Genomic DNA, 14,604 nt, shown 5'->3' on the forward strand with positions numbered 1-14,604 from the left:
GAAGGAGGCGTTTTATGGACACAGAAAAGACAACAAATGAAACCAAAAAAACAAAATATATTGATTTAGTTGAATTCCGTAAACAAGAAATTCAACACGCCATTCTTTCCGCTCAAAAAGAAAATGAAAAGGAAGAATATAAGACATCTCAAAAGGCGTTGCCTTGATATAAGCGAGATTTATTTCTTAATCTTCTAGGTGCAACAGTTGCACTGAGTGTAATGATACTTATTATCTTAATTGCTTACTTAGTTAAGGGGTTATAGTGGTTAAATATTTTGCTGAAGCTGTAAGCAAAAATGAAATTACAGTTTCAAGCCAATCAATTACTGCTTTAATCGTAATTGCTTCAATCGTTTTAGTTGTAGCATTTATCATTTTAGGTCTTTACTTATGGCCACATATTTATAGCTTTGTGGCTTCAAAGATTAAAAAGACTAAATATGAAAAATTAGGAAAAAGCAGTCAAATTCGTTTAATCAACCAATTAAGAGAAAGTGTCGAATATTTTTCAAAGAACAAAATAGGTGCATTAATCACTATTGAAAATAATGACAATATTGATAACTTAAGAACTGATGGTGTTGTACTTAATTCAAACATTTCAAGTTCTTTACTAATTGCAATCTTTAATAAGACTAGTCCATTACATGATGGAGCTGTAGTTATTAGAGATAATAAAATTTATTATGCAGCTACTTTTTACAAAATCACACGTAAAAGTGTAGACTCAAAATATGGCTCACGCCATAGAGCAGCAATGGGAATTTCAGAACAATGTGATGCTACTACAGTGGTAGTATCTGAAGAAGATGGAAGTATTAAAATCCTTAAAGGAAGCATAATACAACCAGTTAAACTCGAACAATTCCAAGAACAATTAATTAAGTACTTGAAAGAACAATAATGGAATTTACTCCTGAAGTAAAAGAAACTTTAATTAATGATTTAGTTGAATTAATTAAAGAAAAGAAAATTATTGCAGTTCGTGAATTGTGCGAAGAATACCCATATGCAGATTTTGCTGAAGCAGTTGAAAGCTTAACTGCTGAAGAACAACTATATGTTTTAAGAGTCTTAAAAACAGCAGAAGCAGCTGAAGTATTTTCTTATTTAGAAGATACCACTAAAGTTAACCTTGCTAAATCATTTACTGAAGATTGAGGAATGAAAATTCTTCAAGATCTAGAAAGTGACGAGTTGGTTGACGTTTTAGAAGACTTACCAGTTAACTTTACTAAAAAAATACTAGCTCAAACTCCAGATGAAAAAAGAGCTAAATTAAATAACTTGCTTTCATATGATGATGAACATGTAGGAAGCATTATGTCAGTGGATCTTTCTGTCTTAAATGACACCTGAAGTGCTAAAAAAGCAATCAGAAAGATTAAGAAAGACTATAAGAGCAATATTGAACTTAGCCACAACTTCTATATCACAGATGAAGATGGTTTCTTAGTTGGGGATATTACTTTAGAAGAATTAGTCTTTGCTGATGATGAAAATGAAACACTAGATAATTTATATAACGCAGTTGCTACAGTGCACCCATACGATAACAAAGAAGAAGCAGCTAACATCTTTGCGGATCACGATAGATCAACTCTTCCAGTTGTTTCAGCAGATAATCGTCTAATTGGGATGATTTCTTCTGATGCAGTTATTGATGTTATTCAAGAACAAGCAACTGAAGATATGTATAAGCTTGCTGGTATTAATCCTGAAGCTGCTGAAGAAAGTTATCTAAAAACCAAACTATTACAAATAGTTAAATCACGGGTAGTTTGACTAATTATTCTAATGATTTCAGCTACCTTTTCTCAATACATCATTCAACAATTTTCAAATATCTCAGAAAACTTTATTAAAGGCTTAGGTGTAGCAGTATCAACCGGGATTATAGTTGGACTAATTCCAATTATTTCTGGGTCAGCTGGTAATGCTGGTTCACAATCATCAACTACTATTACCCGGGCTAGTGCTTTGGGTGAAATTGAACATAAAGATATTTGAAAAGTTATCCGTAAGGAAATTTCAGTTGGAGCTGTAATTGGTTCAATTTTATTCCTAGTTAATGTAGCTAGACTTTATATTTATTTCGCAATCCCAAGCTTTAGAGACAATGGTGATGGAACAGAAGCAAGTTGAGGTCCAATTTCCTTCATTATTCTAGCTAGTTCAATTTCACTTTTTGTAGTAGTTATTTTTGCTAAATTCTTAGGAACAGTAATTCCACTTGTAGCAATTAAACATAAAAAAGACCCAGCTGTTATGTCAGCACCAATTTTAGCCACATTAAGTGATGCTATTTCTACTTTAATCTTCTTTGGATTAAACATTGGGGTCTTAGCATTCGCACACTTTATGTGTTGAATATAAGGAGATTAAATGAAAGTAGCAGACGTTGAAAGAGTTAAGCTATTGGCTGAAAATTATTTAAGAGCTAAGGCTGACATGAAAGAATATCTAACACAAATTAAGCAAGAAGTTGCTGATACAGAAGTTACTATATCTGAATCTTTATCAGAAGGTGGAAAAATTTTATACACTGAAGTAACTCCTAAAGCAACCTTTGATTTTAAAGGATATTCAAATTATTTATATACAGCAATGATTCAAGGAATAACTTATTCTGAAGAACAACTTGATGAAATCATGAAGCAATTCGTGGTGAAAAAAGACTCAAAATGAGTATTAAAAATAACTAAATAGAGGAGAAAAAATATGGAAATGAATGCCACAATAGGTATTTGGATACTATTTGCTGTCGTAATGGTGTTATTTATTGGTTGAATCCTATACCAATACATCAAAGACAAGCGTTTAAAAAAGAAAGCAGCTGCCCAAATGGTGGAAATTAGCAAAAATGCTGCAGTTTATGCTTATGAATTATCTATCATGATCAATGAATTAGTTGTTCTAAATCGTGCAACACTAGATGAATTTGTTCCAAGTATTGGAAAATATTCAATGGGAGAAATTAATAAAAATACTCGTAATGTTGTACTATCATTATACAAATCACCTGAATTCCGTGATTATATAAAAGAAATTCCTTCAGCAGAATATCATGAGCTTGAACATAACTTAGTAGCTTTAAGAGACTTAAACGCTAATTTATGAGACAAAAAAGGTGTTAAATATATTAAATACTTCGCAGCAGCACCTGAAAAGTTTGCAAAAAAAGTAGAAGAATTCAATAAAACAGAAATTGAATCCTTATTTAAGGATGAAAATGATATTAAAGAAAAAATTAGAGGAGTGTACAAGAATGAGTTTGAAAACAATGAACAAACCAAATAAGCTTACTTTACTTCGCTTAATTTTAGTTATTCCAGCTTTCTTATTAATGATTGCTGGTTACTATACATTATCAAGAGGTTCTGAATTTGGTGGAAATTTAGCTAATTTACATGAAACCGGATTTAAAATTGCTTTCTCATTAATTACAGGATTTATTTTAGCAATCTTTGCAGCAGCAATGATTACAGATTTCTTTGATGGAAAAATTGCTCGTAAGCAAAATTTAGTCACTGACTTTGGAATTGTTTGAGATCCAATCGCTGACAAAGTGATGACTAATTTAGTGCTCATTTATTTTGGAGTTATTAACGTACTTCCATTCTGAGCAGTAGCTATCTTTATCTTACGTGATATTATTGTAGATGGTGTTAGAATGTTTCTAGCTAAAATTGGAGTTTCAGTTGCAGCTGGTAAACTTGGAAAAATTAAAACTTTAATTTTATCAATTGGAATTTGCGTTACATTATTAATGCTAATTTGATTACCATACACAAACTTTATTACACAATACCACTTCATGTATGTTTTAAACATCCCAATTTACGTTGCTTTAATCTTAAGCGTAGTTTCAGGAATTATTTATGTAACTAAGGGATCAAAACACATGAGACAAAATTCAAAAACCCAAGTGAATAAAAAATAATTAATTATTCAGGAGACATAAGTGCAATATTTATTAACCAATAACTTTATTTGAGAATTCTTTATAGCAGAACTCATAAGTGTTGCGTTTTTAACACTTATGTCTTTTTTATGCACCCACTTTGCTAAAAAGTATAAACGTAGAAATTTCACTTATGCCTTCTTTTATGCATTAGCAACTTTATCTTCAGCCTTTATTTCATTTGCCATTTTAAGAATACTGGCCCAAATTTTTGAGCCAAGAGCAATATACTTAAAGATTAATAACAGTATCCCTCCTATAGTTAACCCAATGGTTACACTATTTTATGTCTTTACCTATGTTTTTAACCCAATTAAGACTCAAATCCATGTCGCTAATATTTGACTAATTATTTTAGGCCACTTTATTGGTGGAATTATTGGAGGATTGCTATGAGCTTGAATTAAACGTAATAATGTGCACTTAAACAACTCATATAAGAATGTAGCCTTAATTCAAAGCAAGGAATTAAGCTGAGATACTGGCTTTATCTTTATTTTTACCTTATTAACCTTTATTATTCAATATGTTATCAACAAGAAAAGTAATAACTATATTTTATCTTCTACCTATACAGGACTATTAACTTATTTAATCTTATTAGCTGCTTCTTGAATGTTACGCTTATCATTCCCAACTAACATTTATGTTTCAACCGGATCTTATATAGTTTCACTCTTCTATGATAGAGATAAAATAAAAGCTAACACAACTTACATATTGTTTGTTGCATTAGCTTATATAATTTCAACAGCACTAGTTTCTCTAGTTTATGTTGAGTTGCCAATTAATCATAATTCTGCTTTATTTATTCATTAACCAGCTCATTTATAAATGATAGCTAGGATAATAATTACAACTAAAGCAATGATTAAAATAATTGAACCTATCGCAAGGAAATAAGCTCACTTATTCTTGCGATATTTTTTTATTTCAAATTCATCTTGTTGATTTTCGATAATAATACTATCAACAAGTTTGGTAAAACGTTTATCATTCAGTGATGTGGTACTATTACATTCCATTTCAGCTTTTAAAGCTGCATGTTTTGACTTTTTAGGTTTCTTACTTTTACTAGTTGCTTGTTTAGCCATTAGTCTTCTAAGTTAAGCTTTGGCATCACTGTGATAGCAAAGGCTTGTGGACCTGTGTGGATTGCAATAACGCTTGAAGTAATTTGTTCATGTGCTAGTTTAATATCTAATTCAGCACATTGTTTTAATACTTCAGCATTGACATTGAGATCCATTCCATGCATTCAGTTAAATTCATAGTTAGCTAAATCTTCACCTTCATGGAAGAAGTATGCTTTTTCAATAGCTTTAGCAATGGCTCCATTAGCTGTACGTTTTAAGAATACAGGGCTTACTTTTCCATCGGTTGTATATTCTAAGATTGGAAGTAAACTAATTTTAGTCATGATGAATTTTTTAACACCATGTAATCTTCCACCTTGAATCATGTATTTCATGTCAAATGGTACTAAATAAGTAGCTGAAGAATCATTAATTTTTTGTAATAAATCAAAGATTTCTTTCATTGATAAGCCATCTTTATAAAGTTTTAAAGCATATTTAGCAGCATTTACTAGTTGAATTCCACTTCAGTGGTTTTCAAACACATAAACATTTTTATAATCATTTGCTACTGTACGAACATGGCTTGATGTTGAGCTTAATCCTGGGTGAATTCCAAGGTAAATAACTTCATCAAACTCTTCACTTGCTTCTTTTACAATATTGTTAATTATTTCTAATCTAGGGCTAGAAGACTTAAAACTATTAGCTTTAGAAAGCTTTTCTAGCACAGTCATTTTATCTTCTAATCCATCTTGATATACAATTCCATCAAGATCAACTTGCAATGGAATAAATTTAAATCCAGCTTGTTCAGCTTCTTCTTGATATAGACCACTAAATGAGTCTAAAATAATTCCTAATTTTTTCATGCTTTAATTATATAAGAAAAAGCAAAAATTTATTGCCCTAATTTTTTTAGCCCACCTAGCTAAAAACACTATGATATAGCCATATAAGTATAATTTGCTTAAAAACTAAGCACATTTTTACCAATAAAATACTTATAGAACAAGTAGAATTGGATTTAGCTTGGATTTTGAAATTAGTAAAAATAAATAGTCTTTTGTCTAGTAAAATAACTGAATTTTAAGTTTAAAACTCCTATGAAATAGAGCTAAAAAAAATAAAAATTCAGCCTGTTGTTAGCTGTGATGTGGTAAAATATTTTTGCTACATAAGTAGCAAGACAAAACAGAGGATATAAGTCATCTTGGCAACAAGATGGCTTTTTTTCCACATTCCACATTTTGTGGAAATTTCCACAAATCTTGCTTATTTTTGACTGTTTCCTGCCTTTCTATATAGTAATTAATATAATTGAATGTTATAAATTATGGAGGAATATGAAAAAAATTAAATTACTACTTATATCTATGTCAGGAGTTTGTTTAAGTACTTTACCATTAGTGGCTACACAGTGTCATAATGATGCTAAAACCACTAAGCAAGATGACAAGCAAACAACGGATCCAATTAATAAAGAAACACCAAGCCCAGCAACTCAAGGTGGGACAAAAGATCCACAACAAGGCACAGAACCAGGAAATACAAATGGCAAAGACAAAACAACTAGTGTTGCTATCAATAAAGACTTTTTAGCCTTAGACAATGATGCATTAGTTAATAAATATATAAAACATGCACCTACATTGAAAGATGAAGTTTTTGAAAAGAAAACAGCTTGAGTAGCTCAAGTGGAAGACTTAAAAGATATTGAATTTAATCCAAGTGAAACAGAGGCAGTTTCAATAGTATCTATTAGCATGCCAGATGATAAAGAAAGACTTGGACGCTTTGATGATTGACTCAAACAAGGAAAAATGAAAGTTGATTATCGCTTTAAGGTGGCTTCAAAAGCAGATGCAAGCGTAGCTAAAGAATTTACTACATCATATCAATTAGCTGGCTATATTTCAGAGGCAAAAGCTAATGAAATTTTTGCAAATTCATTGAATTTATTAGCTAATGATAATTATGTAATTGATAAAAGTCAGCTAGAAATTGACATTGATAGCACAAGAGAAGAATTCAAAAATACCAATAACTCTTATAAATTTATCTATGGAGCCTACTATCCAAAATCTGTAAATAAAGCTATCAGTGTTAAAAATGAAGGAACGCTAGCAAAAGCTTCATATGAATACAATAAGCTAGCTGTCAACCCTGCAAAGAATGAATTAAGAATTGAACCATTCTTATATTTAGATGATAAGTCTATTAATACATTTTTTGCATATCGCAATGGTAAACAATATGTTGAAGACGACCAAAATACTTCAATACTATTTAACAACTTACCATCTCGTGCTTTATCAGCGCTTGCTATTGCAACTAATTACAATCTAAATCAAGCGATTGGTTTTTCTAAAGCAAAACTTGAAGAATTAGCTGGAAAGAAACTTGATGAAATTGATCCTAAAGATGTAACTGTTGAGATGCTAACTCAAGCTTTAGATATTAATCATACCAGTGTGCAAAGCAGACTTAATAACCCATATGATAAGTTTGATGTAACATCTGATTTTGTAACTAAATCTAACTTACACATTAGTGAACTAAAAGTAAACGAAAAAGAAGGAAGCCTATATGTAACATTTGAATTTAATACCATTCCAAGTAACGATCCAAATGGCACAATATATTTAGGAAAAGGTATTGAACAAAGTCAAGATCCAAATCAATTCAAGACAGGAACTTTTGTGGTTAAAAAAGCTGGATTTAAAGCTCCTAAAGCTGTAGAAGAATCAGTTTATGAAGAAAAAGCTATTTTTGATTTAAACCCTGAAATGAATTTTGAAACTATTCTTAATTTATGAAATGGCAAAAAAGATAAATTTTTAAGTAAAGGTGGAGCTTTGCAAAGATATGAAACTAAAAAAGAAGGACTATTTTGAGGAATTACAGCTAATTCACAAAACAAAAGTAATAAAGTGCTTACTTTAAAAGCAGATAGTGGCTTAAATATGGAAAATATTTTAACCACTAACCCAAAAGGGAAGAATAAATTCTTAGATGCTAGTTTAGATGAAACAAACAAGCAACTTGTAGTTAAATATATGCTTAGTGACCAACCTGGCAAATATTATAAACAAACCATAACATTAGGTTAGAATGGAAAAATACCCTAATTTACAAAAAAGGCTATTGTTCTAGGCTATTTAACTAAAAAACATTTATAATTAAAATATGAATGAAATCAATTTAAAAAGAAAAGAAGCGAGATTACAACAGTTAATTGCTGATATTGTAGCTAACGATATCACTAATACTAATGTAATTGATCCAGTAGTCATGGATGTATCGCTTTCTAATGACTTATCACATGTAAAAGTTTTTGTTTCATTTTTAAACAATGAGCAAAAAGGACTTGAAGCATTAAATAATGCCTCAGGATATGTAAGAAAGGTGCTTTCTCAATCACTTGATTGAAGAAAAGTACCAAGCGTACACTTTTACTTAGATGAAGTATCTAAAAATGGACAAAAAATTGAACAGATACTTGCATCAATCAAAAATGAAAAATAAAACTTATTAAAAGTTGAAAGGACAATTAAATGTCAAAAGTCGGAAAATTTTTATTAGTTGTAGTTGGAGGGCTTGCAATCGGTTCTGCTGCTGTTGCAATTCCATCAGTAATTTACAAAAACCAAAGAGATTATCAAGATCAAGAAAGTAAATTACAACAAGCTAAAGCTAATATCCAAGTATCTTTATCAGATACAATCAATAAGAGTGAAGTATATGCTTCATCAATCAAAGCATCAGATATCATATTTGCAGGATACAATAAATCATTATTTACTGTAGCAATTAAGACATCTGATACAACAAATGATGCAAAAGCAAAACAAGTTCCTGAACTTGTTGCAAATGATGCAGAAGGAACATTAACATTTAAGTATACAATTCAATCAAAGAACTTTAAAGACTTAAAAGTTACTTTAGAAGCTAAATTTGATGGATTTAAAATTAAATATGTTGCTCCAACAGTATCATCAACAAATGAAGAAGCAGCTAAAAATGCTGTTAATGCAAGCATTGCTAGTGCATATAAAGCAATTGTAGATAATAAAGATTACAAATTAAGTGCAGACCAAGTATCTAAAATTGAAACTTACTCTACAGAAGTTCAAAAAGGTTTAGGAACTCAAGTTATTGGTGTGCTTAAAGCAGTTGAAGGAGTATTACCTGAAGCTCAATATACAACTGTAACCACATTATATACACAAGTTGCTTCTAAATTAAATGATGTACTAGTTAACATGCTTAAACAAGCTATTGAAACAAAAGCAAAAACAACTGGTATTGAACAAATTAAAGCATACTTAACACCTGCAAAAATGGGTGAAATTAAAAACGATGTTGCTGATGTTTTAAGTGCAAATGCTGAAACAATTGCTAATGTTGGAAAATCAATCTTTGAATCATTAAAGATGGAAGAAAGTACAAAAAACATTGCTACATTAGATACATTTGTTACTGAAATGACAGCATTCTTCCAAACACAAGTAGCAGAAATTGCTAAAAAAGTTAAAGACTTATCATTTGCAGAAGGAACATCTCAAACAGCTGCTCTAGGTCAAATGAAAAACTTATTACCAGAACTTAAGACAGCTGCAGTCAACAAAGCTCATGCTTTACTAACAAATGAAAATGAATACATGGCTGTAAGAGCAATTCTTAAATCAAAATATGAAGCATTAGAAGCTTCAGTAAAAAGCAATTTAACATTATTAATTGAGAAAACTAATAATTTAGGAGATTTAATTAATAATTTAAAATTAGCTTCTGAAACATCTCAACCTGAAAATAAAGAAAATCCGAGGAATTAACCCGGGATCAGATACTCCTTCAGCTGATGCTGCAAAAGCAGCTTTGAAAGCTGAATTAGATAAAGCAGTCTTAGCTTTAGATGAATTCAGCAATAAATATAAAGCTCATGCTAATGCCTCAGCCTTTGAAGTAAAACCTCAAATCACAGGAGTTGATGCAAATAAATATGATGTAAAAGTAACTAAAATGGAAGCAAATAATGCTGAAGGAAAAATTACTTTTACAGTGGAACTAGCTGATAAAACAAAACCAGAAGACAAAGTTACAAAAGACATTGTTATAGCTGATTTTGCTAAAGTTGAACAAAGTGCGATTGATCAACTAGATCAAGCAGAACCAAAATTTGTAACAATCACTGATGAAAAAGAAATAGATGCACTATTTAAATATTTAGAAAACAACAAAGCTATTAAATACTACTTTAAAGATGGAATCTTAAACTACAAGAGTGGTAGTGGCAAAAATGACTTCAAAAAAATAACATCTAAAACAGATAGAGTCTTTAGTTCAGAATCAAAATTAGGTCTATCTGCTGCTGATGAATTCTTAATTACTAAAACTGTTCGGGATGATCAAATAACAGATCCGGCTGCAGAAATTAAAGTGGAAGTTGATGCTGCTAATAAAACAATTAGCTTTAAATTTAGAGTTAATAAGAAGTTAGACAAAGGTGTTTTTGCATTTTCAAAAGTAAAAACAGCTCAAATTAAATTCCAAGCAGTTAGCCCAACACCTCAACCTGATCCAACACCAGAACCTACACCTCAACCAAAACCTAACCCAGAACCAACACCAGTTACTCCAGCTGGCAAAAGTGCGCCAGAAGTAGCTCGTAGTATCTTAGCACCAGTTGCAGCAAGTTATAATGAAGTTCTTAACAGTGAAGCAAATGCTTTATCTGAAGAACAAAAACAATTAATTTCTATCTATGCAGCAACTGTAGCTAAAGGTCTAGAAAAAGAAAGTTTAGGAGTACTTAAGGCTGTTGAAGGTGTACTACCAGCAAGTGAAAACGAAAAGGTAGCAAACATCTATAACCAAGTAGCTTTAGTTCTAAATAAAGTACTAGTAGACGCATTACAAAACGCAATCAATTTAAAATCTGAAACCGGGATAAACACAATTAAAGACTTCATTAATGCAGACAAAATGAATGCAATTATTGAAGATATAGCAAATGTTCTTACTGCTAAAGCAGACGACTTTGGTCAAGTGGCTAAAGCAGTATTTGACACATTAAAAACAAATGACAGCACTAAGAATGTAGCTAATTTAGAAGCGTTAAGTGCTGGAATGAGTGATTTCTTTAAAAATCAAATCACAGCTATTGCTCAAAAAGCAAAAGCAATCAAAATTAAATCAGGTGAATCTCCAGTAGCAGCACTTGCAACTATTCAAGGATTTTTACCTGAAATGAAAGCAGCAGCAGCTAAAAAAGCACATGAACTTTTACCTAAAGATACAGATTATGATGCTGTTAAAGCTGTCTTAAAAGCTAAATATGAAGCATTAGAAGCTTCAGTACAATCAAACTTAGAATTATTAGTTAAAGAAACAATGAACCTTGCAACTTTAGTTGATAATTTAAAATTAAAGAAAGATGAAATCAAAAAAGCAGCTGAATTAGACCAAGCTGAAATCGAAGCTCTTATGGGAAATGCAGTTCCAACTCTAGTGGAAGCTGCAAGTAAGAAAACAGCTTTTAGTGCAACAGATGAAGACTTTGTTGCTCCTAAATTTGCTGAAAATAAAGACTATACCATTGAAGCACTTGATCCAGTTTTCTATGCAGATGCTTTAAGTGATAACTCTGCATTAAGCCCAGAAGCAAAAGAAGCTTTAAAAGCCAAAATGCTAAATGGAATTAATGAAATTACATACACCATTAAGGTTACATCTAAAAAAGATGCCAGCGATACTAAGACAATTGAAAAAACTTATGATGTAGCTGGATTTATTTCAAAAGCTAGTGCTGATGAAATCTTTAAAACTTTAGAAATCAAACCTGTTGCTAATATAAATAAAGCTCAAGTTAAAATTCAACCTGATACCACAAAAGGAATGACAAAGGCTTACAAATTCTTAAATGGTACATATGAAGAAAACAGTCTAAAGAAATTAGCCCTTGTAGAAGCTGTTTCACCACAAGGCAGTGTAGAAATTAAAGTTGATAACAACATTATTTCAAGTGATCCTAAAACACAAAGCGCTGTTTTAGAACCTGTAATATACTTAGATAAATATTCTAGAGATTACATTTTTGCTTATAAAGATAAAAGTGATACTTCATCAGAAGCAAGTAAAGTAACTGTAAATGAATTACCAACTCCAGTGCTTTCTGCCAAAGCTATTTCAAACTTCTATGGACATGGTGCTAATAAGCCATATGTTGTAGATGTAGAAAAAACTGTCGCAAAATTAGGAAAAGCATTAGACCAAGTGCTTCCATCCGAAATTAGTGCAGAACAAATTGTCTTAGCTACAAAAGAAGTCACATTAGTTGGATCAAATGAAGCTGATAAATTTGTTATTACAGCAGATATGCTTGCAAAAATGAATGGAAGAGTTACAAAAGTTGAAGCAGTAGATGCTGAAGGAAAATTATTAGTAACAGTAACATTTGACACAATTACTAAACCAAATGCTCTTTACATGCTAGCTTCTCCAAATACTCAAACTACTGATGAAAGCAAAGCAAAAGATCAAGTTGGTACATTTGTTATTGTGCTAGAAGGCTTAAAACAAAATGCACCAAAACCAGAACCTAAACCTCAACCAGTTACTCCTTCTCCAGAAGTTAGTGTAACTGAAGGTACAGCATTTGTTCTTGGAAAAGATGCAACATTCAAAAATGTAAATGAAAAAATGAAAAAACATCCAAAAAATATTTTTCAATATTATAAAAACACAAATACTTATGGAATAGCAAGTGGTGGAACTACTGACAATGAAATACTAAAATTTGCTGACAGCATCTCAAAAGATAATATTAGTTTTGACAAAATTTCAAAACCAAAAGGAAAAAGTAAAATTTACTATCTAGATGGTGAATTTGATGCTAAAAAGAAAACTTTAACAGTTAAATATCAACAAAAAATTAATAATAAGTTTGTAGATGTTGTTCAAACATTTGTATTACAATAACAAATTAGAAATATAGCATTTAACCGTGCTATATTTTCTTTATTTGATAAATTATTTATAAAATGCCTATGCCATAGTTGTTTAAAAAAATAATCAAGGCAAATGAAAAATAATATCTCTTGTATAATATACAAGAGTATATAGCAATACTCCTTGGCTAATATAGCCCAGAAATGACCATAAGGAGAAAAAATGAACAAATACGAAATTATGTCAATCGTAAACCCTAAAGCTGATGTTAAAGTTTTAAACGATTTATTAACAGAAGTTTTTGGAAAAGGTGTTTCTAAAGTTGAAAAACTTGAAAAGAACGAACTTGCTTACGAAATTAACAAATCAAAACACGCTCAATACGTTTTAGCTTTAGTTGAAGCTGAAGGAAATGCAATTGCTGAATTTACACGTCGTTCAAATATCGTTAAAGATATCTGAAGAGTACTAGTTATTAACCTTGATACAGAAAAAGGATTTAATAAAAAAGCTGATGATAAAGCAAAAGCACGTGGAAGAAAAAGAGTTACAAAAGACGCAAACAACGCTCAAGAAAGAGTTGCAAAACCACGTCAACCTAGAGTTCGTAAAGAAAACTCAGAAAAATAGTTTTACATTTTAAAGGAGTAGCATGTATAACAAAATTACACTTGTTGGTCGTATAACCAGTACACCTGAGTTATCACATACCTCAAATAATATTGCATATGTTAGATTAACACTTGCAGTAAATAGACCAAGTTTTGGAAATAACAATGATATCACTGATTTTATTCCGCTAGTAGCGTGAAGACAATCAGCTGAATTTATTGCCAACAACTTGCCTAAAGGTGCCTTAATTTTAGTTGAAGGTTCATTACATTCATCAACATACAATAGCAATCAAACTAATCAATTAGTTAGATCACTAGATGTTACTGTAGAACGTGTAGTGCCACTTGAATCTAAAGCTGTGCGCGATATGAGAAATAACGCTGCACCAGTAGCAAATAATAGCTTTACACCAACATTTAACAATGCACCAGCAAATAATAATCAACGTACATACACCAGAAATGAAAACATTGATTATTCATCTGTTGAAAAGAAACAAACTCCAAATGTAACTACTGAAATTAACAATAACGAAGCTAAATCAAATGAAGTTGAACAAGACATTTCTGCCTTATTTGACTTTGGAAATGATTTAGATTAATAAAGGAGACAATTATGGCTTTCATTAAACGTAACAAAAAAGCTTTCGGAAGAAGAAAATCATGCGAATTTTGTGATAACCACATGGAATATGTAGACTACAAAAATGTTGAATTATTAAACAAATTTGTAACAGCTACAGGACAAATCAAAGCTAAATCATCAACAGGTACATGTGCTAAACACCAAAGAAAAGTAGCAAATGCAGTTAAAAGAGCTAGATTTATCGCTTTAATGCCTTACCACGTAGTTCGTCCACGTGTAGCAAAAAGCAACTAATATATACTTAATGTATTAAATTGATCACAACTAATCATCTGGTTGTGATTTTTTTATGATTTCGAATCAATAAAGATATTTGGGACAACTAAATGGTACAAATATCATGGGACAATG

General features: G+C 30.8%; 16 protein-coding genes. 14 read left to right on the top strand and 2 right to left on the bottom strand.

Annotated features, from left to right (window positions below; all coding sequences use genetic code 4):
- Positions 1–14: 14 nt before the first annotated feature.
- From ACNQ2T_RS02355 to ACNQ2T_RS02385, 7 genes are read left to right on the top strand one after another with little or no spacing between them, the layout of a single operon-like run.
- Positions 15–266: a hypothetical protein gene (locus ACNQ2T_RS02355; RefSeq protein ID WP_416742007.1), complete on the top strand. Its 252-nt coding sequence runs from the start codon at positions 15–17 to the stop codon at positions 264–266.
- Positions 266–907 carry a diadenylate cyclase gene (locus ACNQ2T_RS02360; RefSeq protein ID WP_416742008.1) on the top strand — a complete coding sequence of 214 codons (642 nt, stop codon included), beginning with the start codon at positions 266–268 and terminating at the stop codon, positions 905–907. Before ACNQ2T_RS02355 ends, ACNQ2T_RS02360 begins: the two co-directional genes overlap by 1 nt.
- A complete protein-coding gene (mgtE, locus tag ACNQ2T_RS02365) occupies positions 907–2,379 on the top strand; it encodes a magnesium transporter (RefSeq protein WP_416742009.1) in 1,473 nt (490 codons plus the stop codon). The genes ACNQ2T_RS02360 and mgtE overlap by 1 nt, the downstream gene beginning before the upstream one ends.
- Before the next feature lie 9 nt (positions 2,380–2,388).
- On the top strand, positions 2,389–2,712 hold the full coding sequence (locus tag ACNQ2T_RS02370; protein ID WP_416742010.1) for a hypothetical protein: 324 nt from the start codon (positions 2,389–2,391) through the stop codon (positions 2,710–2,712).
- Between the two features lie 12 nt (positions 2,713–2,724).
- Entirely contained in the window at positions 2,725–3,303 is a 579-nt protein-coding gene (locus ACNQ2T_RS02375; RefSeq protein WP_418035889.1) for an MHJ_0274 family protein, read from the top strand.
- Entirely contained in the window at positions 3,272–3,946 is a 675-nt protein-coding gene (gene pgsA / locus ACNQ2T_RS02380; RefSeq protein WP_416755743.1) for a CDP-diacylglycerol--glycerol-3-phosphate 3-phosphatidyltransferase, read from the top strand. The genes ACNQ2T_RS02375 and pgsA overlap by 32 nt, the downstream gene beginning before the upstream one ends.
- Before the next feature lie 21 nt (positions 3,947–3,967).
- A complete protein-coding gene (locus ACNQ2T_RS02385) occupies positions 3,968–4,786 on the top strand; it encodes a hypothetical protein (RefSeq protein WP_418035890.1) in 819 nt (272 codons plus the stop codon).
- Here the strand turns inward: ACNQ2T_RS02385 and ACNQ2T_RS02390 are convergent.
- Together ACNQ2T_RS02390 and ACNQ2T_RS02395 are read right to left on the bottom strand one after the other, a co-directional pair.
- On the bottom strand, positions 4,783–5,061 hold the full coding sequence (locus ACNQ2T_RS02390) for a hypothetical protein (RefSeq protein ID WP_416755746.1): 279 nt from the start codon (positions 5,059–5,061) through the stop codon (positions 4,783–4,785). The two genes, ACNQ2T_RS02385 and ACNQ2T_RS02390, sit on opposite strands and share 4 nt — an antisense overlap.
- Positions 5,061–5,915 carry a DegV family protein gene (locus ACNQ2T_RS02395; protein WP_416755748.1) on the bottom strand — a complete coding sequence of 285 codons (855 nt, stop codon included), beginning with the start codon at positions 5,913–5,915 and terminating at the stop codon, positions 5,061–5,063. Before ACNQ2T_RS02395 ends, ACNQ2T_RS02390 begins: the two co-directional genes overlap by 1 nt.
- Positions 5,916–6,389: 474 nt before the next feature.
- Here ACNQ2T_RS02395 and ACNQ2T_RS02400 point away from each other — a divergent pair, with 474 nt between their 5' ends.
- From ACNQ2T_RS02400 to rpsR, 7 genes are all read left to right on the top strand, one after another.
- Entirely contained in the window at positions 6,390–8,156 is a 1,767-nt protein-coding gene (locus ACNQ2T_RS02400) for a hypothetical protein (RefSeq protein WP_418035891.1), read from the top strand.
- 76 nt (positions 8,157–8,232) lie between these two features.
- Positions 8,233–8,571: a 30S ribosome-binding factor RbfA gene (gene rbfA, locus ACNQ2T_RS02405; protein WP_416755750.1), complete on the top strand. Its 339-nt coding sequence runs from the start codon at positions 8,233–8,235 to the stop codon at positions 8,569–8,571.
- 29 nt (positions 8,572–8,600) lie between these two features.
- A complete protein-coding gene (locus ACNQ2T_RS02410; RefSeq protein WP_418035892.1) occupies positions 8,601–9,878 on the top strand; it encodes a lipoprotein 17-related variable surface protein in 1,278 nt (425 codons plus the stop codon).
- 43 nt (positions 9,879–9,921) lie between these two features.
- Positions 9,922–13,023, top strand: a complete 3,102-nt coding sequence (locus ACNQ2T_RS02415) for a hypothetical protein (protein WP_418035893.1) — start codon at positions 9,922–9,924, stop codon at positions 13,021–13,023.
- A 192-nt stretch (positions 13,024–13,215) separates the two neighbouring features.
- Positions 13,216–13,623: a 30S ribosomal protein S6 gene (gene rpsF, locus ACNQ2T_RS02420; protein ID WP_418006125.1), complete on the top strand. Its 408-nt coding sequence runs from the start codon at positions 13,216–13,218 to the stop codon at positions 13,621–13,623.
- A gap of 22 nt (positions 13,624–13,645) precedes the next feature.
- Positions 13,646–14,209 (top strand): single-stranded DNA-binding protein, encoded by a 564-nt coding sequence (locus ACNQ2T_RS02425; RefSeq protein WP_416755757.1) that lies wholly within the window; start codon positions 13,646–13,648, stop codon positions 14,207–14,209.
- 14 nt (positions 14,210–14,223) lie between these two features.
- Entirely contained in the window at positions 14,224–14,487 is a 264-nt protein-coding gene (gene rpsR, locus ACNQ2T_RS02430) for a 30S ribosomal protein S18 (RefSeq protein WP_416742023.1), read from the top strand.
- The last annotated feature ends 117 nt before the right edge of the window (positions 14,488–14,604 follow it).

It is taken from the genome of Mycoplasma haliaeeti (assembly GCF_048284645.1).
Lineage (GTDB): Bacteria > Bacillota_I > Bacilli_A > Mycoplasmatales > Metamycoplasmataceae > Mycoplasmopsis.